The sequence below is a fragment of the Bacillus sp. WC2503 genome (genome assembly GCF_052682895.1).
In genome coordinates this window covers 3,224,380-3,250,807 of the sequence record NZ_JBQYMD010000001.1, presented here as the reverse complement: position 1 = coordinate 3,250,807, position 26,428 = coordinate 3,224,380, and the positions used below count along the sequence as shown (strand labels likewise).

The 26,428-nt window shown below is 35.8% G+C and carries 30 protein-coding genes; 19 read left to right on the top strand and 11 right to left on the bottom strand.

Annotated elements, in window-relative coordinates:
* Positions 1–87: 87 nt before the first annotated feature.
* The 5 genes from ACUN26_RS16500 (at position 88) to ACUN26_RS16480 (ending at position 4,821) form a co-directional block, all read left to right on the top strand.
* Positions 88–972, top strand: a complete 885-nt coding sequence (locus tag ACUN26_RS16500; RefSeq protein WP_002039481.1) for a LysR family transcriptional regulator — start codon at positions 88–90, stop codon at positions 970–972.
* 71 nt (positions 973–1,043) lie between these two features.
* The gene (gene dapD, locus ACUN26_RS16495) at positions 1,044–1,766 is read left to right on the top strand and encodes a 2,3,4,5-tetrahydropyridine-2,6-dicarboxylate N-acetyltransferase (RefSeq protein WP_000783253.1); all 723 of its coding nucleotides are present in this window, start codon (positions 1,044–1,046) and stop codon (positions 1,764–1,766) included.
* 61 nt (positions 1,767–1,827) lie between these two features.
* The gene (locus ACUN26_RS16490; RefSeq protein WP_000218680.1) at positions 1,828–2,958 is read left to right on the top strand and encodes an N-acetyldiaminopimelate deacetylase; all 1,131 of its coding nucleotides are present in this window, start codon (positions 1,828–1,830) and stop codon (positions 2,956–2,958) included.
* A gap of 247 nt (positions 2,959–3,205) precedes the next feature.
* The gene (locus tag ACUN26_RS16485; RefSeq protein WP_001167326.1) at positions 3,206–4,072 is read left to right on the top strand and encodes a hypothetical protein; all 867 of its coding nucleotides are present in this window, start codon (positions 3,206–3,208) and stop codon (positions 4,070–4,072) included.
* A gap of 83 nt (positions 4,073–4,155) precedes the next feature.
* Entirely contained in the window at positions 4,156–4,821 is a 666-nt protein-coding gene (locus tag ACUN26_RS16480) for a potassium channel family protein (RefSeq protein WP_001290442.1), read from the top strand.
* Between the two features lie 38 nt (positions 4,822–4,859).
* Here the strand turns inward: ACUN26_RS16480 and rnjA are convergent, their stop codons facing one another.
* Both rnjA and ACUN26_RS16470 read right to left on the bottom strand, forming a co-directional pair.
* On the bottom strand, positions 4,860–6,527 hold the full coding sequence (gene rnjA, locus ACUN26_RS16475; protein ID WP_000670378.1) for a ribonuclease J1: 1,668 nt from the start codon (positions 6,525–6,527) through the stop codon (positions 4,860–4,862).
* A 4-nt stretch (positions 6,528–6,531) separates the two neighbouring features.
* Complete coding sequence (locus ACUN26_RS16470) at positions 6,532–6,744, bottom strand: DNA-dependent RNA polymerase subunit epsilon (protein ID WP_000576438.1); 213 nt, start codon at positions 6,742–6,744, stop codon at positions 6,532–6,534.
* A 546-nt stretch (positions 6,745–7,290) separates the two neighbouring features.
* Here ACUN26_RS16470 and ACUN26_RS16465 point away from each other — a divergent pair.
* Positions 7,291–8,064: a Cof-type HAD-IIB family hydrolase gene (locus ACUN26_RS16465; RefSeq protein WP_000998284.1), complete on the top strand. Its 774-nt coding sequence runs from the start codon at positions 7,291–7,293 to the stop codon at positions 8,062–8,064.
* 62 nt (positions 8,065–8,126) lie between these two features.
* Here the strand turns inward: ACUN26_RS16465 and def are convergent, their stop codons facing one another.
* Both def and ACUN26_RS16455 read right to left on the bottom strand, forming a co-directional pair.
* Positions 8,127–8,681, bottom strand: a complete 555-nt coding sequence (gene def, locus ACUN26_RS16460; protein ID WP_000957051.1) for a peptide deformylase — start codon at positions 8,679–8,681, stop codon at positions 8,127–8,129.
* Between the two features lie 168 nt (positions 8,682–8,849).
* Entirely contained in the window at positions 8,850–8,996 is a 147-nt protein-coding gene (locus ACUN26_RS16455; protein WP_000274562.1) for a YjcZ family sporulation protein, read from the bottom strand.
* 514 nt (positions 8,997–9,510) lie between these two features.
* Here ACUN26_RS16455 and pdhA point away from each other — a divergent pair.
* The 4 genes from pdhA to lpdA all read left to right on the top strand — a co-directional run bounded on the left by pdhA (position 9,511) and on the right by lpdA (position 14,408).
* Entirely contained in the window at positions 9,511–10,626 is a 1,116-nt protein-coding gene (pdhA, locus tag ACUN26_RS16450) for a pyruvate dehydrogenase E1 component subunit alpha (protein ID WP_000536896.1), read from the top strand.
* Between the two features lie 3 nt (positions 10,627–10,629).
* On the top strand, positions 10,630–11,607 hold the full coding sequence (gene pdhB, locus ACUN26_RS16445) for a pyruvate dehydrogenase complex E1 component subunit beta (RefSeq protein WP_000068167.1): 978 nt from the start codon (positions 10,630–10,632) through the stop codon (positions 11,605–11,607).
* A gap of 93 nt (positions 11,608–11,700) precedes the next feature.
* A complete protein-coding gene (gene pdhC / locus ACUN26_RS16440; protein WP_000863414.1) occupies positions 11,701–12,990 on the top strand; it encodes a pyruvate dehydrogenase complex dihydrolipoyllysine-residue acetyltransferase in 1,290 nt (429 codons plus the stop codon).
* A gap of 5 nt (positions 12,991–12,995) precedes the next feature.
* On the top strand, positions 12,996–14,408 hold the full coding sequence (gene lpdA / locus ACUN26_RS16435; protein ID WP_000260104.1) for a dihydrolipoyl dehydrogenase: 1,413 nt from the start codon (positions 12,996–12,998) through the stop codon (positions 14,406–14,408).
* Positions 14,409–14,506: 98 nt separating this feature from the next.
* On the opposite strand, the gene ACUN26_RS16430 is transcribed toward lpdA, so the two are convergent.
* The gene (locus tag ACUN26_RS16430) at positions 14,507–15,724 is read right to left on the bottom strand and encodes a DHHW family protein (protein ID WP_000793840.1); all 1,218 of its coding nucleotides are present in this window, start codon (positions 15,722–15,724) and stop codon (positions 14,507–14,509) included.
* A gap of 13 nt (positions 15,725–15,737) precedes the next feature.
* Positions 15,738–17,132 (bottom strand): MBOAT family O-acyltransferase, encoded by a 1,395-nt coding sequence (locus ACUN26_RS16425; protein ID WP_000232074.1) that lies wholly within the window; start codon positions 17,130–17,132, stop codon positions 15,738–15,740.
* A 268-nt stretch (positions 17,133–17,400) separates the two neighbouring features.
* Here ACUN26_RS16425 and ACUN26_RS16420 point away from each other — a divergent pair, with 268 nt between their 5' ends.
* Positions 17,401–17,628 carry a hypothetical protein gene (locus ACUN26_RS16420; protein WP_000705227.1) on the top strand — a complete coding sequence of 76 codons (228 nt, stop codon included), beginning with the start codon at positions 17,401–17,403 and terminating at the stop codon, positions 17,626–17,628.
* Between the two features lies 1 nt (position 17,629).
* Here ACUN26_RS16420 and ACUN26_RS16415 read toward each other — a convergent pair whose 3' ends face one another.
* Positions 17,630–18,022, bottom strand: a complete 393-nt coding sequence (locus ACUN26_RS16415) for a DUF1885 family protein (RefSeq protein ID WP_001163290.1) — start codon at positions 18,020–18,022, stop codon at positions 17,630–17,632.
* A gap of 133 nt (positions 18,023–18,155) precedes the next feature.
* On the opposite strand from ACUN26_RS16415, the gene ACUN26_RS16410 reads away from it, so the two are divergent.
* From ACUN26_RS16410 to ACUN26_RS16395, 4 genes are all read left to right on the top strand, one after another.
* Positions 18,156–18,452 carry a DUF3055 domain-containing protein gene (locus ACUN26_RS16410; protein ID WP_000462031.1) on the top strand — a complete coding sequence of 99 codons (297 nt, stop codon included), beginning with the start codon at positions 18,156–18,158 and terminating at the stop codon, positions 18,450–18,452.
* 194 nt (positions 18,453–18,646) lie between these two features.
* Positions 18,647–18,775: a GapA-binding peptide SR1P gene (locus tag ACUN26_RS16405; protein ID WP_000536778.1), complete on the top strand. Its 129-nt coding sequence runs from the start codon at positions 18,647–18,649 to the stop codon at positions 18,773–18,775.
* A 59-nt stretch (positions 18,776–18,834) separates the two neighbouring features.
* Positions 18,835–18,963, top strand: coding sequence for a GapA-binding peptide SR1P (locus tag ACUN26_RS16400; RefSeq protein WP_000536788.1), 129 nt, complete (start codon positions 18,835–18,837; stop codon positions 18,961–18,963).
* Positions 18,964–19,008: 45 nt separating this feature from the next.
* Complete coding sequence (locus tag ACUN26_RS16395; RefSeq protein WP_000536785.1) at positions 19,009–19,137, top strand: GapA-binding peptide SR1P; 129 nt, start codon at positions 19,009–19,011, stop codon at positions 19,135–19,137.
* Positions 19,138–19,174: 37 nt separating this feature from the next.
* Here the strand turns inward: ACUN26_RS16395 and ACUN26_RS16390 are convergent, their stop codons facing one another.
* Together ACUN26_RS16390 and speA are read right to left on the bottom strand one after the other, a co-directional pair.
* Positions 19,175–20,005, bottom strand: coding sequence for a protein-glutamine gamma-glutamyltransferase (locus ACUN26_RS16390; RefSeq protein WP_000635336.1), 831 nt, complete (start codon positions 20,003–20,005; stop codon positions 19,175–19,177).
* Positions 20,006–20,080: 75 nt separating this feature from the next.
* Positions 20,081–21,553 carry an arginine decarboxylase gene (speA, locus tag ACUN26_RS16385; RefSeq protein ID WP_000084877.1) on the bottom strand — a complete coding sequence of 491 codons (1,473 nt, stop codon included), beginning with the start codon at positions 21,551–21,553 and terminating at the stop codon, positions 20,081–20,083.
* 378 nt (positions 21,554–21,931) lie between these two features.
* Here speA and ACUN26_RS16380 point away from each other — a divergent pair, with 378 nt between their 5' ends.
* Complete coding sequence (locus ACUN26_RS16380) at positions 21,932–22,201, top strand: UPF0223 family protein (protein WP_000456544.1); 270 nt, start codon at positions 21,932–21,934, stop codon at positions 22,199–22,201.
* Between the two features lie 80 nt (positions 22,202–22,281).
* On the opposite strand, the gene ACUN26_RS16375 is transcribed toward ACUN26_RS16380, so the two are convergent.
* Positions 22,282–22,908 carry a YktB family protein gene (locus ACUN26_RS16375; protein ID WP_000175080.1) on the bottom strand — a complete coding sequence of 209 codons (627 nt, stop codon included), beginning with the start codon at positions 22,906–22,908 and terminating at the stop codon, positions 22,282–22,284.
* A 206-nt stretch (positions 22,909–23,114) separates the two neighbouring features.
* Between ACUN26_RS16375 and ACUN26_RS16370 the strand changes: the two genes are divergently transcribed.
* Both ACUN26_RS16370 and ACUN26_RS16365 read left to right on the top strand, forming a co-directional pair.
* Entirely contained in the window at positions 23,115–23,303 is a 189-nt protein-coding gene (locus tag ACUN26_RS16370) for a hypothetical protein (protein ID WP_001250164.1), read from the top strand.
* Positions 23,304–23,391: 88 nt separating this feature from the next.
* Positions 23,392–24,183, top strand: a complete 792-nt coding sequence (locus tag ACUN26_RS16365) for an inositol monophosphatase family protein (protein ID WP_001158710.1) — start codon at positions 23,392–23,394, stop codon at positions 24,181–24,183.
* A gap of 44 nt (positions 24,184–24,227) precedes the next feature.
* Here ACUN26_RS16365 and ACUN26_RS16360 read toward each other — a convergent pair whose 3' ends face one another.
* Entirely contained in the window at positions 24,228–24,407 is a 180-nt protein-coding gene (locus tag ACUN26_RS16360) for a DUF5325 family protein (RefSeq protein WP_000400129.1), read from the bottom strand.
* 140 nt (positions 24,408–24,547) lie between these two features.
* On the opposite strand from ACUN26_RS16360, the gene typA reads away from it, so the two are divergent.
* Positions 24,548–26,392 (top strand): translational GTPase TypA, encoded by a 1,845-nt coding sequence (gene typA / locus ACUN26_RS16355; protein ID WP_000914753.1) that lies wholly within the window; start codon positions 24,548–24,550, stop codon positions 26,390–26,392.
* Positions 26,393–26,428: the final 36 nt, after the last annotated feature.

Sequence of the window (26,428 nt, the reverse complement as noted above, 5' to 3'; positions counted from 1 at the left end):
TAAGGAAAGTTCGAACTGAAAAATTGTATTTTTTGTATAAAAGTATTCAGTTAAATTCAGGATGAAAAGCTTATTGAAATAAGGTGTATGGAAGCTAAGGAAAGAGGGAGAAAGTTGCAAATTGATGATTTTCAAATGATGGTTGTGTTAGCCCAGGAATCAAATATGAGAAAAGCGGCGGAACGTTTATTTGTTTCCCAACCTGCGCTTAGTCAACGATTACAATCTATGGAGAAACAATGGGGAATGAAATTTTTTATTCGTTCACAAAAAGGATTGACAATTACACCTGAAGGGGAAAAAGTCGCAAATTATGCAAAAGAAATGTTACAAAGAGAAGAGAATATTAAGAGCGAACTGGCAGTTTTTAGAACGGAAACATATGGAACGTTAAAAATAGCTGTTGCATCGGTTATTGGTCAATATTGGCTCCCTCCTGTGTTGAAAAAGTTTGTACAAAAGTATCCTTCTGTGAAGATATCGCTGTTTACTGGCTGGAGTAGTGAAGTGCAAAAGCAATTTTATGAGGGCGATGTTCATGTAGCTATATTAAGGGGATCACAGGAATATAAAGGACAAAAGCAACAATTATTTGAAGATGAATTATATTTAGTCGATAAAGAAATAAAAGATATTTCGATGTTAAAAGAAACAAATAGACCATTTATTCAATTTAAAAGTGATTCGACTTATTATGGTCAAATACAAAATTGGTGGTATGGGTTATTCTCTAACCCACCTAAGCGAACAATTGTAGTTGATCAAATTGAGACGTGCAAACAACTTGTTCTAAATGGTATAGGTTATGCATTATTGCCTTCTACAGTATTAAAAGAAGTGCAGGAAAATATGTATAAAACACCTGTTCAATTAACGAGAGAAACATGGTTGTTAACGAGTGAATCAGCAAGACAATTGAAGCAAGTACAAGCGTTTTTAGAAATTATAGAAGAAATTCAAAGGGAAAAATAAGATTATTGTCTTGCTACTCGCTCTATCGTTTGGTAGAGTAACAATATAAATGGATTTAGGAGGCAACAAGAATGAAAATGATGGACGCTAACGAAATTATTTCGTTTATTCAAAAAAGTGAAAAGAAAACTCCTGTAAAGGTATACATAAAAGGGGATTTAAAAGAAGTAACGTTCCCTGAAACAGTACAAGCATTTGTAAATAAAAAATCTGGTGTAGTATTCGGAGAATGGTCTGAAATTAAGACAATTCTTGATGAAAATAGCAAGCACATTGTTGACTATGTAGTTGAGAACGATCGTCGTAATTCTGCAATCCCAATGCTTGATTTAAAAGGTATTAAAGCTCGTATTGAGCCAGGCGCAATTATTCGTGACCACGTTGAAATTGGTGACAACGCTGTTATCATGATGAATGCAACAATTAACATCGGTGCTGTAATTGGCGAAGGTACTATGATCGACATGAACGCAGTGCTTGGTGGACGTGCAACGGTTGGCAAAAACTGTCATGTAGGTGCAGGTGCTGTACTTGCGGGTGTTATTGAGCCACCTTCTGCAAAACCAGTTATCGTTGAAGACGATGTTGTAATTGGTGCAAATGTAGTTGTTTTAGAGGGCGTTACAGTAGGTAAAGGTGCAGTTGTAGCAGCAGGAGCTGTTGTAACAGAAGATGTGCCTCCATATACAGTTGTTGCGGGAACTCCAGCACGTGTAATTAAAGAAATTGATGAGAAGACAAAAGCGAAAACTGAAATCAAACAAGAGCTTCGTCAATTAAACCCAGAGAAATAAAAAACAAAAAGCGTAAGAGCATAAATAGGCTCTTACGCTTTTTATAGATAGAGGTGCAAAAATGACAGTAAGCAAATTTGTCCAAGTTCGTAGAGATTTACACAAAATCCCGGAAATTGGATTTAAAGAGTGGAAAACACAACAGTACATTTTAGAGTATATAGAAACACTTCCTAACGAATATTTGGAAGTGAGAACATGGAAAACAGGTGTAATTGTTAAAGTAAATGGGAAAAGCCCAGAGAAAATAATAGGTTATCGTGCAGATATAGATGGTTTGCCAATAACAGAGGAAACTGGATACGAATTTGCTTCTGTACATGAAGGAATGATGCATGCATGTGGACATGATTTGCATACAACAATTGGTCTAGGCCTCCTAACAGCAGCTGTGAGTGAAAGAATAGATGATGACCTTGTGTTTCTATTCCAGCCGGCAGAAGAAGGTCCAGGTGGCGCTCTTCCTATGTTAGAAAGTGAAGAGCTAAAAGGATGGAAGCCTAATATAATTCTTGGTCTTCATATTGCACCAGAATACGCTGTAGGAACAATTGCGACAAAAGAAGGTCTGTTATTTGCGAATACATCAGAATTATATGTTGATTTAAAAGGAAAAGGTGGACATGCGGCTTATCCACATACTGCGAATGATATGATTGTTGCAGCCAGTCACCTTGTTACACAACTTCAATCCGTTATTAGTCGTAATGTGAATCCTCTTGACAGTGCGGTAATTACAATTGGAAAAATAACAGGTGGTACAGTTCAAAATATTATCGCAGAAAAATCTCGTTTAGAAGGAACGATTCGAACATTATCAGTGGAATCAATGAAGCGTGTGAAAAGCAGAATTGAGGCAATTGTTGCAGGTATCGAAGCTTCTTTCCAGTGTGAGGCGATTATAGATTACGGAGCAATGTATCATCAAGTATATAACCACGAAGAGTTAACGAGAGAGTTTATGCAATTTGTACATAAACAAACTGATATGAATGTTATTACATGTACTGAGGCAATGACAGGTGAAGATTTTGGTTATATGCTTCGAGAAATCCCTGGATTTATGTTTTGGCTTGGAGTAAATTCAGAATATGGTTTACATCATGCGAAATTAAAACCAGACGAAGAAGTGATTGAAAAGGCAATTACATTTTTAAGCCAATATGTAAAGTGGAAAGGAAATAGAAAATAAAACTTCCGCTCTCTTGAAGGTTCCAAAAAACTTTTTGTTCTGAGGTGTAAGTAACGCTCGTATAGATTGATTTTAGACATTTACATACAAATGAAAGAATTAAAGTTAATTGTACTGTTTTAATAATGAGCAGGGGGTTTTAGCCACTGCTCATTATTAATTATTTGACTAACTTATATATGTTTACTTTTAGTATGAAAAGTGTGTAAAATCAATGTGAAACATAGAAAAAAGGGTGGGGAATTACGTGCAAATTAGCAGTGCGATTTTATGTTTCGTCTTATATGCGTATGTTATTATTGCGGCGGTTTATTTTGGGATAAGTTTTTATGCCTATCGTCTAGTAGATAATAATGAATATGACGAAACATACAAATGGGTGAAGAGATATTTATCACCTGTACTAGAAATTATGAATGGGTTTGTGCTCTTTTTATTTATTGGATTAATTGCTTTCTCAACGAGTTTAGTAGGGAATAAAACTACATTATTTGTACTAGGTATCATTATTTTTATGCTGCTAGGTATACGAATTGGTAATACGGTCTTTTGGAATGAAAGAAAAGTAGATGGTTGGACGGGAATGTTAATCCCGTGTATGCTAGCTGCAATCGTGACAAATATAGAGCATGAATATTATCAATTACACTTTTGGCTTATTATCGTTTTAACGATTCTTTCTGTTTTGTATATAAGTACAGTAGTACTAACATACATTGCATATGAAAAAGGAGATGTTCAAGGTACCCGCTTCTTTAGAGGGCGAGCACTATTCTGGAGTGTGCCAACAATGGCGGTTATCGGGATTATTGCGATATTAGTGAATGGATACCAATTTTCTAATTGGCAACTGTTGTTAGAAAATTGGTGGATTTTCATCGTTTCATTTATTGCTTTTTTAGGCGCAACGCATTATTTATTCCATCAACATCATTACATATGGGCGCTTGTATTTGCTTTTACGCAGCTTCTATTTGCTTTTTTCGGCCAAGAAACGTTATTGTTCGTTTTTGAAACATTTAGTTCGTTTGGAAATATATTTGTATTTGGTATGTTACTTGTTGGTATCGCCTTTTATTTACAACAATATTTTTATATACAAAAACAAAAATAAGTATGATTTACACGTTTTTGTGACGTATATAAAGTATGTTACAATGAAAATACATAGTACTTGAAGTTATTGGAGGAATTCCTGTGAGTGAGAAAGAAAAAGAATTTGCTGTCATCGGGCTTGGGCGTTTCGGTGGAAGTATTTGCCGAGAACTAGCTCAATTAGGTATGGAAGTAATGGCAATTGATTCAGATGAGGATAAAATTAATGAGTTTGCAAATATAGCTTCACATGCTGTAATTGCAGATTCAACAGATGAGATGGTATTGAAAAGTCTCGGTATTCGTAATTTTGATCATGTAGTCGTTGCTATTGGAGATAATTTAAATTCAAGTATTTTAACAACGTTAATTTTGAAAGAGTTAGGTGTAAAAAATATTACTGTAAAAGCTCAAAATGACTATCATGAAAAAGTATTAAGTAAGATAGGTGCAGATCACATTGTACATCCAGAGCGTGATATGGGAAAACGGATTGCTAATAATATTGCATCAAGTAACGTATTAGACTATCTTGAGCTTTCAGATGAGCATAGTATTGTAGAGATTATTGCAAATAAAAAAATTGATGGGCACTCTTTAATTGAATTAGATATTCGTGCGAAGTTTGGATTGAATATTGTAGCAATTAAACGTGGTAAAGAAGTTATCGTCTCTCCTCGAGCTACGGAAAATATTCAAGCGGGGGATATATTAATTGTAATTGGTCATGATGACGAAGTAGATCGTTTTAAACACTTTTTAAGATAAGAGAAAAGGACAATGCCATGAAGGCATTGTCCTTTTTCTTATATTTCCATAATGATTGGTAAAATCATTGGGCGACGTTTCGTTTTTTCGTATAGGAATGGTGCTAATGTGTCTGTAATCTCATTTTTAATTTCAGACCATTGTGTTGTTTTCCGTTCCATTACTTTTTCTAAATGTGTTGTAATCAATGTTTGAGCATCGTTGATTAAATCGCTGCTTTCACGCATATAAACGAAACCACGCGAGATGATATCAGGTCCTGCTGCAACTTTAAATTCCTTCATATCAATGCTTACAACTACAATTACAAGCCCTTCTTCAGAAAGGATGCGACGATCGCGTAATACGATATTACCGATATCTCCAATACCATTTCCATCGATATAGACAGAACCAGATGGAATTTTTCCAGCTACACTTGCTTCATCTGAACGCAAGGCAAGAACATCTCCGTTATCCATGATGAAACAGTTCTCTTCTGGAATACCGCAATCATTCGCTAATTTCATATGCATACGTTGCATACGATATTCACCATGAATTGGCATGAAATACTTTGGTTTAATTAGACGTAGCATTAGTTTTTGCTCTTCTTGTCCGCCATGTCCACTCGTATGAATGTTTGACAGCTTGCCATGGACTACATTAGCACCAGCACGATACAACATGTTAATTGTACGGCTTACACTAATTGTGTTACCAGGGATTGGTGAAGAAGAGAAAACAACTGTGTCGCCAGGAATAATTTGAATTTGACGATGAGTACCATTCGCAATACGGGAAAGTGCTGCCATTGGTTCACCTTGACTACCAGTACATAAAATAACCACTTTATTAGCTGGTAGGCGGTTTAGTTGAGATGTGTCTATGAATGTATCTTTTGGACATCGGATATACCCAAGGTTTTGTCCAATCTCGATAGCTGCTTCCATACTTCGACCAAATACAGCTACTTTACGATTATTTTCAACAGCAGCCTCAACAACTTGTTGTAAGCGATGGATATTCGATGCAAAGGTTGCGAAGATAATACGACCTTCTACTTTGCGGAATATATCTTGAATACTATCGCCAACACGGCGCTCAGACATCGTAAAGTTTGGAACCTCACTGTTTGTACTGTCAGATAAGAGACAAAGTACACCGTCTTTTCCGATTTCAGCCATTTTTGTTAAATCTGCTGGCTCACCGACTGGTGTGAAATCGAATTTGAAATCACCTGTATGAACGACTTGTCCTTGAGGTGTTTTCACAACAACTCCGTATGAATCCGGAATACTGTGAGTTGTACGGAAGAAGGAAACAGATGTCTTTTTAAATTTAATAACATCATCTTCTTGAATTTCATAAAGCTTCGCTTTACGAAGTAATCCGTGCTCTTCTAATTTGTTTTTTATTAGTGCAATTGCTAATTTTCCACCGTAAATTGGAATGTTTACTTGACGTAATAGATAAGGGATTCCACCGATATGATCTTCGTGACCATGTGTAATGAATAATCCTTTAATTTTATCTTCGTTTCGCACAAAATAAGTGTAATCAGGTATTACATAATCGATCCCGAGGAGTTCGTCTTCTGGAAATTTAATTCCAGCGTCAATTATAATAATTTCATCTTGAAATTGAACAGCATATGTATTTTTACCGATTTCACCAAGACCACCGAGAGCAAAAACGGCAACTTGATCATTTTTTAGAAATTTCATATGGCTATACAATCTCCGCTAATACTAAATCAGCGTTTTGTTTTTCATATTCAAGATGAGCGCCAGTAACAGACTGAACAAACTCGATATTATATGCGAACTTATTTAATTTTTTACGAACATCCTTTTCAGACGTAGCCTCTAAATATACAACTTTTGTATTTTCACGTACTGGGACCTCAGTTAATTTTTCTTGATAAAATACTTTAAAAATCATTTGGAAAACCTCTCCTTGTCTATGTTTTGCATTATCTGTTACTTATTATAAAGCAAACAGTCACGATTTTCATGTTTTTTCGAATGAGAATGAAGAAAAAGCCCGAAATGGGCATAATTTAAGCGATTGTCTTCTTCCGGACTAAATCGTTTAAATAACGCTTAAGCTTTTTCTTCAGCTTCTTCAGCATGATTACTCCTTCCTTTCCTTATTCTAAACATGCATATTACTAGTGAAAACTCTATCTCTGACATAAGAAAGAGGGGAAAGTGAATGGAAAACCTTGTCCTTTCTCATACAGTGAAAGTTATTCTATAGTAACGATTAGTAGCCGTTAGTTATAGATATAGTATGAGGAAGAATGGAAAAGAAAATTCATTAGAACAAGTATTCACCTTTTTTACTAATATATATATGCATGTTTCATAAATAAGGTCAGAAAGTGAACGCTTTCTTCACAGATGTTTAATATGTTATACTTTTTTTTAGAATTTGAAAAGCGATTATCAAAATAGGAGTAAAGAGTGCCAGAAAGGGTTTTGACAAATGAATGATAAAATTGTCTTTTTTGATATTGATGGAACATTATTAGATCACGATAAAAAAATTCCGCAATCTACACGAGATGCAGTAAGACATTTGCAGGAAAAAGGGGTGCATGTAGCAATTGCGACAGGACGCGCACCGTTTATGTTTGAAGATATTCGTAAGGAACTCAATATACATAATTATGTTAGTTTTAATGGACAGTATGTTGTCTTTGAAGATGAAGTAGTATTTAATAATCCGTTACACCCAGCTGCCTTGCATAAGTTTACTCAGTTTGCAAAACAAGAAGGATATCCACTTGTATATCTTGACCATCAAGAAATGAGAGCGACAGTGGAATATCATGATTATGTGAAAGAAGGTTTTGGAAGCTTGCAGTTCGAGCATCCGGCATATGAACCTGATTTTTACGAAAAACGCGATATTTATCAAACGCTTCTTTTTTGTGAAGTAAATGAAGAGGAAAAGTTTATTAATCAATATCCAGATTTTCATTTTATTCGTTGGCATGCGTATTCAATGGATATCATTCCTAATGGTGGTTCTAAGGCAAAAGGGATTGAGAAGTTCATTGAAAAATTAGGATTTAGCCGTGAACAAGTGTATGCATTTGGGGATGGTTTAAACGATTTAGAAATGATTGAAGCAGTTGGGACAGGCATTGTGATGGGGAATGGTCATGAAGATTTGAAAAAACTTGCAAATCATGTGACAAAGGATGTAAGTGAAGACGGTATATATCATGGATTAAAATGGGCTGGCTTGTTATAAGTAAATATGGAACCCATTTCATAAAATAAAGGGGCGGGAGATTAATTCCCGCCTTTTTATTATTAGCGCTCTAAAGGTTTTGAATCATCAGGAGCGGCAAAAGGATTTTCTTTATTGATATGGTCATAGAACATAACACCATTTAAATGGTCAATCTCGTGCTGGAATACGATTGCTGGTAAACCTTTTAAACGTAATTTTACTTCTTCTCCGTTAATAGAAGTCGCTTTTACTGTAATTCTTGTATAACGAGGAACATAACCAGGTACTTCGCGGTCTACAGATAGACAGCCTTCACCACCCTGTAAATATGTACGTTCAACAGAATGGCTAATGATTTTTGGATTGAATAATGCATGGCTATATAATGTACCGTCCGCATCGGTTACATGAACTGCAATCATTTTTTTTGAAACACCGATTTGCGGAGCCGCTAATCCGATTCCAGGGCGTAAACTATATTTTTCAGCCATTTCAGGATCTTGGCTATTTATTACAAATTCAATCATTTCTTTTAAGGTAGTTGTATCTTTTTCGCTTGCCGGTAATGACACCTCTTCTGCAACGTTGCGCAAAATAGGATCTCCTTCGCGAATAACATCTTTCATTGTAAGCATATGTAATCTCTCCTTTCCTCTTTAGTCTACCAAAGGAGATGGAAAAAGTCATCGGCAAGAAAGGGAAGGCATTTTGGAAATCGTTCTATTATAGAGTATTTATGTATGTGATAAACAGAAAAAGACGGCAAAGCCGTCTTTTTCTTTCCATAGTTGTTTCGTTTTACATTAGCGAATGCAAGCAGCACCAACGATAATTAAAAGAATAAACAACACAACGATTAAGGCGAAGCCGCGTCCAGACCCGCCACAAGAACCGCCATAACCGTAGGAAGGATATGAACAAGTTGGATAGCAATATGAGTATCCGTACATGAGATGACCTCCTTTATCATTTCCCGCTAATACTGCGGTTACTATAATGTATGGAAGAGAGGGGAGAAATGTATAGGTATTTACCTAAAAAAGGAAGGATAGTTTGTATATTTTTGTTACGAAGAGAGAAAAACTAAAGAGAATTAAATCGTTTACATATTATTCTAAGAGAAAAAATAAGTGAAAAAGGGAATAATATAACAGTAGGTCAACGCTTACTAATACAGATGTAAAAAATAAAAACACGTTTGTGTAGTAGAAACCTGCATATTATTTATAAAAAAACGTATTCAAAGTAATTGACATCGTAATTAGAATAGTTGTAAACTAAAAAACGTGATCAAGATTGTATTAATATGTTTCTGAAAAAACATTAGTACAGATTGTTAGGTACACAAAATTATTCTCAACCGACAGATAAACATGTTGGTTTACATCGTTGCGCTTTTTAAACTGGAAAATAGCCAGTGAAAGCGTTTCAGAATATGGTTCAAGAGAGGAAGAGGTGAACGGAATGGGTACTAAAACAAAAAAGACCCTATTTAATGTTGATGAGCAAATGAAAGCTATCGCAGCTCAATTTGAAACATTACAAATTTTAAATGAAAACGGTGAAGTTGTGAATGAAGCAGCTATGCCTGAATTATCTGATGATCAATTAAAAGAATTAATGCGTCGTATGGTGTATACTCGCGTATTAGATCAACGTTCTATTTCTTTAAACCGTCAAGGACGTTTAGGTTTCTACGCACCTACAGCTGGACAAGAAGCTTCTCAATTAGCGAGTCATTTCGCACTTGAAGCAGAAGACTTCATCTTACCAGGATACCGTGATGTACCACAATTAGTATGGCACGGACTTCCATTATATCAAGCATTCTTATTCTCTCGTGGACACTTCATGGGTAACCAAATGCCTGAGAATGTAAATGCATTAGCTCCACAAATCATTATCGGTGCGCAAATCATCCAAACTGCTGGTGTTGCGTTAGGTATGAAACTACGTGGTAAAAAATCTGTTGCAATTACTTACACTGGTGACGGTGGTGCTTCACAAGGTGACTTCTACGAAGGTATGAACTTTGCAGGTGCATTCAAAGCTCCAGCAATCTTCGTTGTTCAAAACAACCGTTATGCAATCTCTACTCCAGTAGAAAAACAATCTGCAGCTAAAACTGTAGCACAAAAAGCAGTAGCAGCAGGTATTTACGGAATTCAAGTAGACGGTATGGATCCATTAGCTGTATACGCAGCAACTGCTTTCGCTCGTGAGCGCGCAGTAAATGGCGAAGGCCCTACTTTAATCGAGACTTTAACATTCCGTTATGGTCCACATACAATGGCTGGTGATGACCCAACTCGTTACCGTACAAAAGATATCGAAAACGAATGGGAACAAAAGGATCCAATCGTACGCTTCCGTAAGTTCTTAGAAACTAAAGGCCTATGGTCTCAAGAAGTTGAAGAGAAAGTAATTGAAGAAGCAAAAGAAGATATCAAACAAGCAATTGCTAAGGCTGACCAAGCTCCAAAACAAAAAGTTACTGATTTAATGGAAATCATGTACGAAAAAATGCCTTACAACTTAGCTGAACAATATGAAATTTACAAAGAAAAGGAGTCGAAGTAAGCCATGGCTCAAATGACAATGATTCAAGCAATCACTGATGCTTTACGCGTTGAAATGAAAAATGACCCTAACGTACTTGTGTTTGGTGAAGACGTTGGTGTAAACGGCGGTGTATTCCGTGCTACTGAAGGTTTACAAGCTGAATTCGGTGAAGATCGTGTAATGGATACTCCACTTGCAGAGTCTGGTATTGGTGGACTTGCAGTTGGACTTGCACTTGAAGGATTCCGTCCAGTTCCAGAAATCCAATTCTTCGGTTTCGTTTATGAAGTAATGGATTCAATTTCTGGTCAATTAGCTCGTATGCGTTACCGTTCTGGCGGACGTTGGACTGCTCCAGTAACAGTTCGTTCTCCATTCGGTGGCGGTGTTCATACTCCTGAACTACATGCTGATAGCTTAGAAGGATTAGTGGCTCAACAACCTGGTCTAAAAGTTGTTATTCCATCTACTCCATACGATGCAAAAGGTCTTTTAATCTCTGCGATTCGTGACAACGATCCAGTTATCTACTTAGAGCATATGAAATTGTACCGTTCATTCCGTCAAGATGTACCAGAAGGTGAATACACAATTGATTTAGGTAAAGCTGATATCAAACGTGAAGGTACAGATGTATCTGTTATCGCTTATGGTGCTATGGTTCATGCTGCATTAAAAGCTGCTGAAGAACTTGAAAAAGAAGGTATCTCTTTAGAGGTTGTTGACTTACGTACAGTTCAACCATTAGATATCGAAACAATCATCGCTTCTGTTGAAAAAACAGGCCGCGTAGTTGTAGTTCAAGAAGCTCAAAAACAAGCTGGTATTGCAGCTAACGTTGTAGCGGAAATTAACGACCGTGCAATCTTAAACTTAGAAGCTCCAGTTGTACGTGTTGCAGCTGCTGATACAGTATTCCCATTCTCTCAAGCTGAGAGCGTATGGTTACCAAACCATAGAGATATTGTTGAAGCTGTTAACAAAGTAATGAACTTCTAATTTTTAGTTTTTCATGTGCAAAAGAAATCAGCACATGCTGGTTTCTTTTGTACATATTCCATAATAATGAAATGAATCAGGGGGCTGAATTCCGTGGCATTTGAATTTAAACTACCAGATATCGGTGAAGGTATCCACGAAGGTGAAATCGTAAAATGGTTTATTAAACCAGGCGATGAAGTAAATGAAGACGATGTACTTCTTGAAGTACAAAATGATAAAGCAGTAGTAGAAATCCCTTCTCCTGTTAAAGGTAAAGTACTTGAAGTACTTGTAGAAGAAGGAACAGTTGCAATTGTAGGAGATACATTAATTAAATTTGATGCTCCTGGATACGAAAACCTTAAATTTAAAGGTGACGATCATGATGAAGCTCCAAAAGCTGAAGAAGCAGCAGTAGAAGCTCCAGCAGCGGAAGCTACTCCAGCAGCAACTGCAGAAGTAGTAAATGAGCGCGTTATCGCTATGCCATCTGTTCGTAAATATGCTCGTGAAAAAGGTGTAGATATTCATAAAGTAGCTGGATCTGGTAAGAACGGTCGCGTTGTGAAAGCTGACATCGATGCATTTGCAAATGGTGGACAAACTGTAGCAGCAACTGAGGCTCCAGCAGCAGTAGAAGCTACTCCAGCAGCAGCGAAAGAAGAAGCACCAAAAGCACAACCAATCCCAGCTGGTGAATATCCAGAAACTCGTGAGAAAATGAGTGGTATCCGTAAAGCGATTGCGAAAGCAATGGTTAACTCTAAGCATACAGCTCCTCACGTAACATTAATGGATGAAGTTGATGTAACTGAGCTTGTTGCTCACCGTAAGAAGTTCAAAGCTGTTGCAGCTGACAAAGGTATTAAATTAACTTACCTTCCGTACGTTGTTAAAGCTTTAACATCTGCATTACGTGAATACCCAATGTTAAACACTTCTTTAGACGATGCATCTCAAGAAGTAGTTCACAAACATTACTTCAACATCGGTATCGCAGCTGATACAGACAAAGGTCTATTAGTACCAGTTGTTAAAGATACAGATCGCAAGTCTATCTTCACTATTTCTAACGAGATCAATGATCTTGCTGGTAAAGCACGTGAAGGTCGTTTAGCTCCAACTGAAATGAAAGGTGCTTCTTGCACAATTACAAACATTGGTTCTGCAGGTGGACAATGGTTCACTCCAGTTATCAATCACCCAGAAGTAGCAATCCTTGGTATCGGCCGTATCGCTGAGAAGCCAGTTGTGAAAAATGGTGAGATCGTTGCAGCTCCAGTATTAGCATTATCTCTAAGCTTTGACCATCGTTTAATTGACGGCGCAACTGCTCAAAAAGCATTAAACCAAATTAAACGTCTATTGAATGACCCACAATTATTAGTAATGGAGGCGTAATAACAATGGTAGTAGGAGATTTCCCAATTGAATTAGATACAGTCGTTGTTGGTGCAGGTCCTGGTGGATACGTTGCGGCAATTCGTGCAGCACAATTAGGTCAAAAGGTAGCAATCATTGAAAAAGCTAACCTTGGTGGCGTATGCTTAAACGTTGGATGTATTCCTTCAAAAGCGTTAATCAATGCAGGTCATCGTTATGAGAATGCAATGCATTCTGATGACATGGGTATCACTGCAGAGAACGTAAAAGTTGACTTTACAAAAGTTCAAGAATGGAAAAACGGCGTAGTTAAGAAATTAACTGGCGGTGTTGAAGGCCTTCTTAAAGGTAATAAAGTTGAAATCATTCGCGGTGAAGCTTACTTCGTAGATGCTAACACATTACGCGTAATGACTGAAGATGCAGCTCAAACGTATACGTTTAAAAATGCTGTTCTTGCAACTGGTTCTACACCAATCGAAATTCCTGGATTCAAATACTCTAAACGTGTTATCAACTCTACAGGTGCTTTAAGCTTACCTGAAATTCCTAAAAAACTTGTTGTAATCGGCGGCGGTTACATCGGTATGGAATTAGGTACTGCATATGCTAACTTCGGTACAGAAGTTACTGTAGTAGAAGCTGGCGACGAAATCTTAGCTGGTTTTGAAAAAGCAATGAGCTCTGTTGTTAAACGTGCTCTTCAAAAGAAAGGTAACGTAAATATCCATACAAAAGCTATGGCTAAAGGCGTTGAAGAAACAGAAACTGGCGTAAAAGTTAGCTTCGAAGTTAAAGGTGAAATCCAAACTGTAGAAGCAGATTACGTATTAGTAACTGTAGGTCGTCGTCCAAACACTCAAGAAATCGGTCTTGAGCAAGTTGGAGTTAAAATGACTGACCGCGGTATCATCGAAATCGATGAGCAATGCCGTACAAACGTACCAAACATCTATGCAATCGGTGATATCGTTCCTGGACCACCATTAGCTCACAAAGCTTCTTACGAAGGTAAAGTAGCTGTTGAAGCAATTAGTGGCCATGCATCAGCTATCGATTACATCGGAATTCCTGCAGTATGCTTCACTGATCCAGAATTAGCATCTGTTGGTTACACTAAGAAACAAGCTGAAGAAGCAGGAATGACTGTAACTGTATCTAAGTTCCCATTCGCTGCAAACGGTCGTGCGTTATCATTAAACAGCACTGACGGTTTCCTACAACTTGTAACACGTAAAGAAGATGGTCTTCTTGTAGGTGCTCAAGTTGCAGGCGCAGGTGCTTCTGATATTATCTCTGAGATTGGTTTAGCTATCGAAGCTGGAATGACAGCTGAAGATATCGCTCAAACAATCCACGCTCACCCAACATTAGGTGAAATCACAATGGAAGCAGCTGAAGTTGCTCTTGGAATGCCAATTCACATTGTAAAATAATAAAAAAACGTCTTCTAAATTTAGAAGACGTTTTTTTATGTATGTGTTATATGAATAGAAAAACAAGAGGTGAATCGGAATGATTCACCTCTTGTTTTTTATTCTTTATTTTCAAATTGATACATTTGTTTACTTGTACTAGTGTCATTATAAAGAAATAAGACGATATCAGCATTTAGTTTTTCAAGATCTTGTTTAATATTTTTACTTGCCCCAAATCGTGGATCAATAAAAGTTGTTTGTTCGAATTCTTGTGCGAATAAAGGATAAGTTGCATCTGCATAAGAATCTTTAATAATGACAGCATGCAATTTACTTTTTGCATTTGGATTTAAGATGTTAATCTGTGAATAGTCTGTTTGATAAACCGATGCATAGTCTGGTGAAAGCTTCTTTTTGTTCACTGCAAAGAATTCTTTCATCGGTATTTTACTTGTTTCTTCTGATTTTGGACCGAGATAGACAGTATAATTATCCCACACATTTGGGTTTTCTTTTAATTGTACATATGGAATTGTTTCAGGTGTTTTTATTAATTTGTATAATTGTCTATTCCAACTACCGATAAATTGCCCATTAGGTTCTTCTATAGTGGTTTTATAATCATCTCGATTAACAACAGTTCCTGTAAATACTTTAGAGTGATTAGCAATGTAATTCATTGTTTGTTCGTATGCATAAAACGCACCTTTCATATTCCAATGGTGATCCGTTTTAAAGTATAGTTCTTCTAATTGTTCGTGAGTAAATTCTTTTTGAATAGCAGGTAGAACATCAATAAATGGAAAATTTATTTTCTGTAATTCTTGTACAAAATAATCACGATGTTTTTGATCATACCCACGATCTACATATGGTGGGTACTTATACGAAAATGTCGTTAGTTTACTTGGAGCTAACAGGAAATAAAATTCTGTTTTTGTAAATTGATTTCTTAAGTTGTCTAGTTCACTTACAGATTGCTTTATTTGATCACGCATATCAATATTTGTAGGTGCAGACAAAATGAAACCGTCATCTGCGACGAAATTATTATTTACAAAAGTGCGATTGAATTTTAATTGCAACTTTGTGTAAGTTTCAATAAATTTATCTCGTGCGGCAATATGATCTGTAAAGTGTAATTCAGTATCTTTGAAATATTTTCCGGATTTTATAGTATCCATAGTTAGGACTGGATCTAAAGCTAATTCTCTGTTTTCAAAATCAGAAAAACTTTTTTTATCCCAATATATTATTTTGGCTGTCCATATACACATCCCGAAAATAATAGCGAGAAATCCAGTGATTAATATACGATTAGTTAAATTTTTCATAGTTAGCCCTCCTTTAGAAGCGGAAGTAAATAAATGGATTGTAAGTTGCATTCGTTAAGTACATCATAGTAATGATTAAAACACTCAAATAGTAAAGTGGAGATAAAAGTACTATCTTTTTATTTACAAATAGAGTCTTGATCCAAGAGAAAATTGGAGCTGATGTCACTATTGCAAGTATAAAGATTCCCCAATAATTCATCACATAGAAATAACTAGTAATGTCAGTCAACGATCCATTTAATCCGAACATTGCTTGTAAAAATTTAGAACAGTAGCTAAAGTTGTCAGCTCTGAAGAAAACCCAACCGATAATCACTAAAAACAGCACGTATACATGTTGAATTGGCCACCATAATTTTTGCAAGATTTTCTCAAAACCGGATTTTTCCAAAGCAATTAAACATCCGTAATAGATACCCCAAATCATAAATGTCCAACTAGCCCCATGCCAAAAACCTGTTAGCGCCCATACTATAAAGAGATTACGATAGATTTTCCAGCTAGATACTCGATTGCCACCTAGTGGGATATAGACATAATCACGGAACCATGAACCAAGGGAAATATGCCAGCGACGCCAAAATTCAGAAATCGATTTTGATATATACGGATAATTGAAGTTTTCTAAGAAATCAAACCCGAACATTTTTCCTAATCCAATGGCCATATCACTGTAGCCTGAAAAATCGAAATAAATTTGTAATGTATAAGCGATCGCACCAATCCAAGCAGTAGATACGCTCATTGTTGCTGGGTCCATTGCAAATATTTCATCGGCAATAGCTCCCAATTGATTTGCAATCAAAACTTTTTTTCCTAATCCAAGGATAAAACGACGAATGCCTTCTGAAAACATATCAGCATTAACGGTTCTAACATGTAATTGATGAGCTATTGTGTTATACCGAACAATTGGTCCCGCAACTAATTGAGGGAAAATAGTAAAGTATAGCGCCAAATCAAACAGATTTCGCTGAGCCTCTACTTTTCTTTTGTAAATATCAATAATATAACTCATTGCATGGAAAGTGAAAAATGAAATCCCGATTGGTAATGGGATTTTTTCGAGTACAATGTTTGTATGAAAAATCCCGTTTATATTATCTACTAAGAAATTAGCATATTTAAAATATCCTAGTATAGCAATATTGACGACGATTGCTATAGTAAGAATGAGTTTTCTATTTGTATTAGATATTTGTCCTGTATTAAGCCATAACCCGAACCAATAGTTAATGAAAATAGAAAAAAGCATAAGGAAGACATATATAGGCTCTCCCCAGGCATAAAATAATAAACTAAATAACAAAAGAACGATGTTTTGTAATTCTTTACGTACTGAATAGTACACTAGAAGAATTGCAGGTAAAAAAAGACATAAAAAAAATAGGTTACTAAATACCATGTATCATTGATTCCTTTCTATAGTTAATCCAAAGGAATTATACCACGCTACTAATGGAATAATCTATATTGTAAGGAAAGAAAGAGAATGTAACGTAAAAAACGAGGAAGTTTTGGCATATAAAATAATTAAGAGCTTACATAAATGGTAGAAGATAAATCATAGAGTAAGTAGAAGCTTCAAATATTTTATACACGTAGAAGTTTGTTTTTAAAATAAGGAGAGGGATGGGCTGCACAATATAATAGAAGAAATAGGAGGTAACGCTATGAAAATTACGCTAGTTTCATTTTTACATCTAGTTTTATGGAGTGGATTTTCAGCAGTGTTATTATTGTCAAGTCGTGATAAACTTCATTATAAAATTTTTCTTTTTCTCATATTCTTTTATTTAGCGTATGTGATAGCGTATGTCATACTAAGTGCAAGGAGAAAAGCAATGCTTCTCACTTGCACGAATAGTATGATTTTTCTAATCGTTTATTTTTGTTTTTAAACTAACGTTTATAGAAATACATTATCCTTCCATTAAATAATTGTAATTCTCCTTCTAATTTCTTCGCTAGAAAACGGCAAAATTCATTTGCTTTCCCTTTATCACCAAATGTTGCATTAGAGGGTAAAGAAATTTGAATGAAAGATTGTTCATTTTCTATTCCAACACCGACATAAATTGAGTCATATCGATCATGACTGGATTGAAGCTTTAATGTTGTTGCTGATGTATCTAAAATTTCATAAGGAAAAGCGGTATTTGTATAAGCGTAATTAATTTGAACTCCGGTTTGGGAAGTAACTGTTTTATAGTACTGAAAAAGTTGTTTTATATCATCTGTTGAAACAGAGTGTTGATTGGATTTAGGTACAAGCGTAATAAAGGCATGTTGCATATAAGTTCCCCCTAGCTTAGTAGAATAATATCATTCTACAACCTACTGAATTTTTTGACAATTAAAAGGAGTATTGCTTTTTTTGTTTAATATATGTATGAGTAGGAAAGGTGATGTAGAGAGGTGGAAACCAATGTTTGAAAAATTGTATGATGAGCATGAAAGTGTGAAGGTACGATTTTTAGGATTTATGACACATGATACTCGTTATGACTTTGGGATTGTTTATACAAATATGTTTTTTGGAAAGCCACTCATTGTTTGTATGCAAACGGGAAGGTCTACTTTACTGGGACAAGATGATGTAGAGAATGTGCAATATATGCAGGAAATTTTCAAGTTAGGATCTCAAGAGGAAGCAGCGGAGTTAGCTCAGTTTTTTAAATTTCTCGTTCCATCTACTTCATTGCATGCAGAATATGAAGAATAATTAATTTGAAACAGTCGTACGTATAAATATGGCTGTTTTTTTATGTTAATATCGCATACTAATTTAAAATTAAAATATTTAATGTGTTATACTAAAAACCTATTGACGTAAAAAGTATAACATATTAAAATAAAGACAGAAAGTTAAGCGGTTACAAAAGTTTTTGGGATTATAAACTTAGGGGGAAATGAAAAATGGGAACAATCGTATGTCAAGATTGTGAAGGTACAATTGCACACTTCGAGGATGAGAAAGTAACGGTACTTTACGGGAAATGTGGATCTTGCGGATGTGATCACACAGAGCATACAAAAGCCCAATAATTGATAGGACATGGACAACTGAAAGTTTTTAGGACCATAAACTTAGGGGGAAATGAAAAATGGGAACAATCGTATGTCAAGTATGCGAAGGAACAATCGCACATTTTGAAGATGAGAAAACGACAGTACTTTACGGGAAATGTGGTACAAATTGTGATTGTGCTAATAGAGATAATGCGAAAGCTTAATGATAAATAAGTAGATTACTATTAAAAATCAGGGGGAAATGAAAAATGGGAACAATCGTATGCCAAGTATGTGAAGGAACAATCGCACATTTTGAAGATGAAAAATCAACAGTATTATATGGGAAATGTGGATCTCATTGCGAATGTGACCATAAAGAACATACAAAAGCTTAATTATTAAAAAAAGCGCCTACATGTGTAGGCGCTTTTTTTAATAAATTGTAGTTGTATGGCCAACTGTAGCAACGATTGCATCATCTCTAATCGGAATAAACCCTATGGCTGTTTGTGGTGTGTTTGGAGAGGCGTATTGACTCATTATACGGCTATCAATACGAGTAATAGTATCGGTCAAAAAAGCTGAAATAAAAGCGTAAGGGACGCGTCGTTCATTTAATGAGTAGATAATTTCTTCTTTTGTTTTTACACCTACGCCATGTCCGTAAAAAAAGAAATTTCCTAGATAGATTGTGTTTTCTCCTTGCCACTCAATCGTAGCTGGATTCACTTGTGGGTTTTTAAAGTAAACGAGATCGCCAGGAACAAGGTCGCCACCTGTTTTTGTTATGAGTTTTAAATCTTGATCGTAGTCCCAAGTATAAAGTAAAAGATTTGCAAAGAGGCGATTGAAGGTTTCTTCCTCATACAATGATAGTAAAGCTTTGTAAAAAATAATTATCATAGCGGTTGCGCATTCAGTCCCATATAGTTTCCCGTTTTTGAAAATATCTTGTATGGCAATAGAAGGTGGTATATTTGGAAGTAGTTGGAATCCCCCTAAAGATGTTCTTTTCCAAAACTGAGGGTTGCAAAAGGATTGTTGAAACGTACGAAACTGAAATCCACTTTGAAAAAGTTCTAATGCAGAAATAATAATATTAACTCGCAAATTTAAATCAAAGCTGAGTTCGTCAGCAGTTCGGAAGGAATAAACTTCTTGATTTCCTGCCATTATGGATAAAATTTGTTGCTTCTCAGCTGCAAATGGCTCATATTCATTTGTGATATAAGGGTGTACAATAGAACGACCTATTACAATCATAATGGTATCCCCACCTATACGTTACATTCTTTAGTAGCGTATGAAGAAAGGGAAAAAAGGTGAAAGAAAAGCCTATCAACTGATAGGCTTGTACTCTTTAATAACACGTAATGTTTGTAATGTCATATCTTCAGGACCTTGTACAGGTAAACCTGCTTCTAAATTTTTACGAATATACTCTAAGTTATCTTGTGTAATAATTTCCCCCGGAGTAAAGATTGGAATCCCTGGTGGATAAACCATAACAAAATCAGCTATAATACGACCTGCCGCATTTTCAAATGGAATGACTTCTGTTTCTGAATAAAAAGCATCTCGTGGAGAAAGTGCTAGCACCGGTATTTCTGGAATTTCTACTTGTACTTGAACACCTTTATCTGCCCTATTTCTAAATGTTTCCGCTAAATCTTGTAATGCTGCAATAAGCGTATTTGTATCGCTTTCTGTATCTCCAAAAGTGATAAGACATAGTATGTTGTATAAATCGGAGAGTTCTACTTCAATGTTATATTGCTCTCTAAGCCATACTTCAGCCTGATGGCCGGTAATACCTAAATCTTTCACAGACACAATTATCTTTGTAGGATCATAGTTAAAAGTAGCGTCTGTACCTAACATTTCTTTTCCAGGACAGTAAAGGTGCTCAATAGCATTTATAGCATCACGAACATGTTCAGCTAATTGTATTGTTTGTTCTATGAGCGCTGTTCCTTCTGTAGCAAGACGTTTTCTTGCAACATCAAGAGATGCTAATAAGATGTAAGAAGTTGATGTAGTCGTAAGCATGCTAATAATAGATTGAACATGTTTTACGTTCACAAGACCTTCTTTCACATTAAGAATAGAACTTTGAGTTAAAGAGCCTCCTAATTTGTGAACACTTGTTGCTGCCATATCTGCACCAGCTTGCATCGCTGACATCGGTAATTCATCGTGAAAATGAATATGAACACCATGAGCCTCATCGACTAGTACAGGGATATCGTACGAATGTGCTAATTGTACAATCTGTTCTAAGTCTGCAGCAAAGCCAAAGTAGGTTGGATTAATAACAAGTAAGCCTTTGGCATCTGAGTGTTCTTCAAGTGCTTTTTTGACAGATTTAATTGTAATTCCATGAGAAATACCAAGTTTTGGGTCGATTTCAGGATGCATGAAAATAGGTTTTGCACCTGAGAAAATAATAGCTGACATTACTGATTTATGCACGTTTCGTGGTACTAGGATTTTGTCGCCAGGACCGCAAACGCTCATCACCATTGTCATAATAGCGCCACTTGTACCTTGAATAGAAAAGAAAGTATGATCTGCACCAAATGCAGCAGCAGCTAAATCCTGTGCTTCTTTAATCATACCCTTTGGATGATGTAAATCATCGAGTGGCGCAATATTAATTAAATCAATTGCTAATGCGTTATGCCCAATAAATTCGCGAAATTCAGGATCCATGCCCTGTCCTTTTTTATGACCAGGAATATGGAATTGGATTGGATTTCGCTTACTGTGCTCAACTAAAGCGGTAAACAATGGTGTTTCGTATTGGGACAATCTATACACCCCTTCTTTTTTGTAATATTTATTAGAATTTGTTTTATATGATTTCATCTCATTCTAAAAGGAAAGTAAGGTAATTAACTTTTAAAACGAGACTTGTTTTCCTGCCATTCACAAAATCCTTTTGGATGGTAGTCACACTTTATTTTCTATAAAACAAAAGCATTATATCACCAATAATTATAGATGTATATAAAAAAATATTTTTATGGTGAGTATGTGTAATAGTTATTTCCAAGTCAACTCATAGAGGAAGACAATTCCATTAAAATGAATAAATAGTGTATAATGCAGAGTAGCTATAATGAAGAATAAAAAATTCTCTTTAAGATAGCATAATGAAACACGTAGAAATGATAAATGAGGTGCAAAATGGAATATCAATATCCGTTAGATTACGATTGGTCAAATGAAGAAATGGTTGCCATTGTGAAGTTTTATGAAGCAATTGAGAAGGCATATGAAAAAGGAATTAGAAGAGAAGAATTAATGGGATTATATCGTCGTTTTAAAGAGATTGTTCCATCAAAAGCAGAAGAAAAGAAAATTGATAAAGAGTTTCAAGAAGTAAGTGGATATTCTATATATCGTACTATTCAAAGGGCGAAAGAAGTCGAAGAACAAAAGCTTGTAAAAATGTAAAAATATTTTGAAAAATAAAAACTGAAGTGATATAATGTGATAACAACTAAAAACGGACAATATAAATTGTCCGTTTTCTACTATCGATTACAAAGTGCATATAAAGGAAGGAGTGATTGCATCGTAGATTCAATCTTAGCAAGGAATTGTTCGTTGGTCATTGCTGAAAACTCCTCTGGTGATATATGAATACCAACTAATAGTTCTGCTTTTTTCACAGTAGCTAAACGTCCAATCATCTTTTGTAAGTCTTCTGTTTCAAGCGTTTTATGCAATTTTACACTTGGTTTAGTATGGTCAATGGACCAAACGAAGTCATTTGGAATATTTGTTTTTAAATCATTTAAATGTTCTAAGAAGGCGTGAGCCGTCTCCACTTTTTGTGGACACTCATAGATTAAACCAAAGTATATGAAGGCGTGAGTACCCCATAAACCAATTTGAAAATGTGGTAGCATTTTATATCCTCGTTTATTTGTTGAAAAAGCAACCCAAGTATCGTTTGGTGGATTGACTTTGCGGCGTGCATGTTTTGCAACATGATAAAAAAAGTTCTCATCAGTTTGTTTGGATAAATACTCTGCAAACTGTTCCCCTAAAGCTTCTAGCTTAGGATGAATGTTCGTTTTAATTGCACTCATTCGTTCTTCGAGACCATCAACTGTAAAGACATCAAAATCAGTTGATTTGAATGTTTGTAGTGTCATGATTGTTCCTCCAACTCCTATTTTGTTTTTATTTTAGCATAGCTTGTACTATTCATAAAAAAAACAGCACAAAAAAATTTAAATAAAAAAATATAATTTTGTTGCATAGATGATTTATCCAACATAGTATAGTATAAAACAAAAAATCAGAAAATTTAATTAATTCTAGTCCGAGGGCAGACGAATATTGGGAGGAGGCAAATAATATGAGACAGGTGATTAATGCGTTAAAGAGAACAGATGCTGAAAAGAGAATACCGGTGCTACGTTTGGAGTTAGATTATGAATTAGCAACTTTATATGATGCAATGATGGAGGATGACAAACAGAAAAAAGAAGAGTGCGTACAAAAATTAGAAGTGTTGAGACTTGAAATGATTCGTTTAGAAGCGTAATAATAGTATATGTATAAAAAATTAGTTGGTGCGAACCTTATAAAGGGTTCGTTTTTTCTGTGAACAGTATAGATCGGAGTGTTTAAACATGCAAGAGGTATGGAAAGATATCGATGCACACGCCAAACGGTGGATTCGAGATGCAGGAGAGCGTTTAATGGCATCACTGAAACAAGCACTTATTATAGAAATGAAATCAAATGCAGCTGATTTAGTAACAAACATGGACCGGGAAATAGAACAGTATTTAATTGGGAAAATTAAAGAAACATTCCCAACCCATAATATTTTAGGAGAAGAAGGCTATGGAGATGAGATAACTTCTTCTGACGGGGTTGTTTGGTTAATTGATCCAATTGATGGTACAATGAATTTTGTACATCAAAAAAGAAATTTCGCAATTTCAATTGGAATTTATGAGAACGGTATCGGAAAAATTGGTCTTATTTATGATCCTGTTCATGATGAATTATATCATGCGGTAAAGGGAGTTGGAGCGTTTTGTAATGATACGCCAATTCCTCTATTGGAAAAAGGAACAGTAGAGAATGGTATTATAGCTTTAAATGCGATATGGCTTACCGACAATCCATTGCTTAATATGGAAAGTATGATGGCACTTGTTAAGAAAGCAAGGGGTACGAGATCATATGGCTGTGCAGCATTAGAAATGGTATACGTTGCAACGGGAAGAATAGATGCATATGTAACGCCGAGATTATCACCATGGGATTTTGGTGGGGGGCAGATCATAGTTGAGGAAGTTGGAGGAAAGGTGACAACATTCTCCGGAGCTCCGCTGTCTATTATAGAGAAAAGCAGTGTATTAGTTGCAAAACCGGGAGTATATGAGGAAGTATTATCATTTATATCGCAGTAACAAAAAAAGTAAGAGGCTATATACAAGCTTCTTACTTTTTAACATTATTGCGATTTACGCATTTTTCTTTTTGTTACAAAACCATATCCAACTGTAACAAATGTGCCGATAATGCAAATAATAATACCAATGGGACTATTTTCAGCAACCATAATGCCGATACCGATTAAGAAAATAACACCGATAATTGCAGTTAATAAAAAGCGATATTGAATGTGTTCCATTTCTTCACCCTCCAATCTCATTTTACTTTCACAAAAGTAAGAATACAACTATATTTTCATTCTTGATTTTATTTTGATTGCCATTGTATCCCCTTCGCTCTTATAATAGAGAAGGATTAAAAAGACATTAGGAGTTGGACATGTTGAAAAAACGACAAGATTTACGAAATATAGCAATTATTGCCCACGTTGACCATGGTAAAACAACACTTGTTGACCAGTTATTACGTCAAGCGGGGACGTTCCGTGCGAATGAACATATTGAAGAACGCGCAATGGACTCAAATGATCTAGAAAGAGAACGCGGTATTACAATTTTAGCGAAAAATACTGCGATTCACTATGAAGATAAAAGAATTAACATTTTAGATACACCTGGTCATGCGGACTTCGGTGGAGAAGTAGAACGTATCATGAAAATGGTTGATGGTGTTCTACTTGTTGTTGATGCATATGAAGGTTGTATGCCACAAACACGATTTGTTTTAAAGAAAGCTCTTGAGCAAAACTTAACACCAATCGTAGTTGTAAACAAAATTGACCGTGACTTTGCTCGCCCTGACGAAGTAGTTGATGAAGTTGTTGACTTATTCATCGAGCTTGGTGCAAACGAAGATCAATTAGAGTTCCCAGTTGTATTTGCATCAGCAATGAACGGAACAGCAAGCTTAGATTCAAATCCAGCAAATCAAGAAGAGAATATGAAATCATTGTTTGACACAATTATTGAACATATTCCAGCACCAGTGGATAACAGTGAAGAGCCACTTCAATTCCAAGTAGCACTTCTTGATTACAATGACTACGTTGGTCGTATCGGAGTTGGACGCGTATTCCGCGGTACTATGAAAGTAGGACAACAAGTTGCATTAATGAAGGTTGACGGAAGTGTAAAACAATTCCGTGTAACGAAATTATTTGGTTACATTGGATTAAAACGTCAAGAAATTGAAGAAGCAAAAGCTGGAGATTTAGTAGCTGTTTCAGGTATGGAAGACATTAACGTTGGTGAAACAGTATGCCCAGTTGAGCATGAAGAGGCTTTACCATTATTACGTATTGATGAGCCAACACTACAAATGACATTCCTTGTAAATAACAGCCCATTTGCAGGTCGTGAAGGTAAATACATTACATCTCGTAAAATTGAAGAGCGTCTTCGTTCACAATTAGAAACAGATGTAAGTTTACGTGTAGATAATACAGATTCTCCTGATGCGTGGATCGTATCAGGACGTGGTGAGTTACATTTATCTATCCTAATTGAAAACATGCGTCGTGAAGGTTATGAACTACAAGTATCTAAACCTGAAGTAATTATTAAAGATGTTGATGGCGTAAGATGTGAGCCTGTAGAGCGCGTACAAATCGATGTGCCTGAAGAATACACTGGTTCTATTATGGAATCAATGGGTGCACGTAAAGGTGAAATGTTAGATATGGTGAATAACGGAAACGGTCAAGTTCGCCTTACTTTCATGGTTCCAGCACGTGGTTTAATTGGTTACACAACAGAATTCTTAACATTAACTCGTGGTTACGGTATTTTAAACCATACATTCGATTGCTACCAACCAGTACACGCTGGACAAGTAGGTGGACGTCGTCAAGGTGTTCTAGTTTCACTTGAAACAGGAAAAGCATCACAATACGGTATTATGCAAGTTGAAGATCGCGGTGTAATCTTCGTTGAACCAGGTACAGAAGTATATGCTGGTATGATTGTTGGAGAACATACACGTGAAAATGATTTAACAGTTAACGTTGTAAAAATGAAACAACAAACTAACATTCGTTCTGCAACGAAAGACCAAACTTCAACAATGAAAAAACCACGCTTAATGACTTTAGAAGAGTCATTAGAGTACTTAAACGATGACGAGTTCTGTGAAGTGACTCCGGAATCAATCCGTCTACGTAAAAAGATTCTTGATAAGAGCGAGCGCGAAAGAGCTGCTAAGAAAAAGAAATCTGTAGAAGCGTAAAAACAAAAAAACAACTACCTTTCCAAAAGGTAGTTG

Excerpts from the sequence above, each read along its gene's own strand:
- ACUN26_RS16500 (WP_002039481.1), top strand. The coding sequence starts at position 88 with ATGGAAGCTAAGGAAAGAGGGAGAAAGTTGCAAATTGATGATTTTCAA.
- dapD (WP_000783253.1), top strand. The coding sequence starts at position 1,044 with ATGAAAATGATGGACGCTAACGAAATTATTTCGTTTATTCAAAAAAGT.
- ACUN26_RS16490 (WP_000218680.1), top strand. The coding sequence starts at position 1,828 with ATGACAGTAAGCAAATTTGTCCAAGTTCGTAGAGATTTACACAAAATC.
- rnjA (WP_000670378.1), bottom strand. The coding sequence starts at position 6,527 with ATGAAATTTCTAAAAAATGATCAAGTTGCCGTTTTTGCTCTCGGTGGT.
- ACUN26_RS16470 (WP_000576438.1), bottom strand. The coding sequence starts at position 6,744 with ATGATTTTTAAAGTATTTTATCAAGAAAAATTAACTGAGGTCCCAGTA.
- ACUN26_RS16465 (WP_000998284.1), top strand. The coding sequence starts at position 7,291 with ATGAATGATAAAATTGTCTTTTTTGATATTGATGGAACATTATTAGAT.
- def (WP_000957051.1), bottom strand. The coding sequence starts at position 8,681 with ATGCTTACAATGAAAGATGTTATTCGCGAAGGAGATCCTATTTTGCGC.
- ACUN26_RS16455 (WP_000274562.1), bottom strand. The coding sequence starts at position 8,996 with ATGTACGGATACTCATATTGCTATCCAACTTGTTCATATCCTTCCTAC.
- pdhA (WP_000536896.1), top strand. The coding sequence starts at position 9,511 with ATGGGTACTAAAACAAAAAAGACCCTATTTAATGTTGATGAGCAAATG.
- pdhB (WP_000068167.1), top strand. The coding sequence starts at position 10,630 with ATGGCTCAAATGACAATGATTCAAGCAATCACTGATGCTTTACGCGTT.
- lpdA (WP_000260104.1), top strand. The coding sequence starts at position 12,996 with ATGGTAGTAGGAGATTTCCCAATTGAATTAGATACAGTCGTTGTTGGT.
- ACUN26_RS16430 (WP_000793840.1), bottom strand. The coding sequence starts at position 15,724 with ATGAAAAATTTAACTAATCGTATATTAATCACTGGATTTCTCGCTATT.
- ACUN26_RS16425 (WP_000232074.1), bottom strand. The coding sequence starts at position 17,132 with ATGGTATTTAGTAACCTATTTTTTTTATGTCTTTTTTTACCTGCAATT.
- ACUN26_RS16420 (WP_000705227.1), top strand. The coding sequence starts at position 17,401 with ATGAAAATTACGCTAGTTTCATTTTTACATCTAGTTTTATGGAGTGGA.
- ACUN26_RS16415 (WP_001163290.1), bottom strand. The coding sequence starts at position 18,022 with ATGCAACATGCCTTTATTACGCTTGTACCTAAATCCAATCAACACTCT.
- ACUN26_RS16410 (WP_000462031.1), top strand. The coding sequence starts at position 18,156 with ATGTTTGAAAAATTGTATGATGAGCATGAAAGTGTGAAGGTACGATTT.
- ACUN26_RS16405 (WP_000536778.1), top strand. The coding sequence starts at position 18,647 with ATGGGAACAATCGTATGTCAAGATTGTGAAGGTACAATTGCACACTTC.
- ACUN26_RS16400 (WP_000536788.1), top strand. The coding sequence starts at position 18,835 with ATGGGAACAATCGTATGTCAAGTATGCGAAGGAACAATCGCACATTTT.
- ACUN26_RS16395 (WP_000536785.1), top strand. The coding sequence starts at position 19,009 with ATGGGAACAATCGTATGCCAAGTATGTGAAGGAACAATCGCACATTTT.
- ACUN26_RS16390 (WP_000635336.1), bottom strand. The coding sequence starts at position 20,005 with ATGATTGTAATAGGTCGTTCTATTGTACACCCTTATATCACAAATGAA.
- ACUN26_RS16380 (WP_000456544.1), top strand. The coding sequence starts at position 21,932 with ATGGAATATCAATATCCGTTAGATTACGATTGGTCAAATGAAGAAATG.
- ACUN26_RS16375 (WP_000175080.1), bottom strand. The coding sequence starts at position 22,908 with ATGACACTACAAACATTCAAATCAACTGATTTTGATGTCTTTACAGTT.
- ACUN26_RS16370 (WP_001250164.1), top strand. The coding sequence starts at position 23,115 with ATGAGACAGGTGATTAATGCGTTAAAGAGAACAGATGCTGAAAAGAGA.
- ACUN26_RS16365 (WP_001158710.1), top strand. The coding sequence starts at position 23,392 with ATGCAAGAGGTATGGAAAGATATCGATGCACACGCCAAACGGTGGATT.
- ACUN26_RS16360 (WP_000400129.1), bottom strand. The coding sequence starts at position 24,407 with ATGGAACACATTCAATATCGCTTTTTATTAACTGCAATTATCGGTGTT.
- typA (WP_000914753.1), top strand. The coding sequence starts at position 24,548 with ATGTTGAAAAAACGACAAGATTTACGAAATATAGCAATTATTGCCCAC.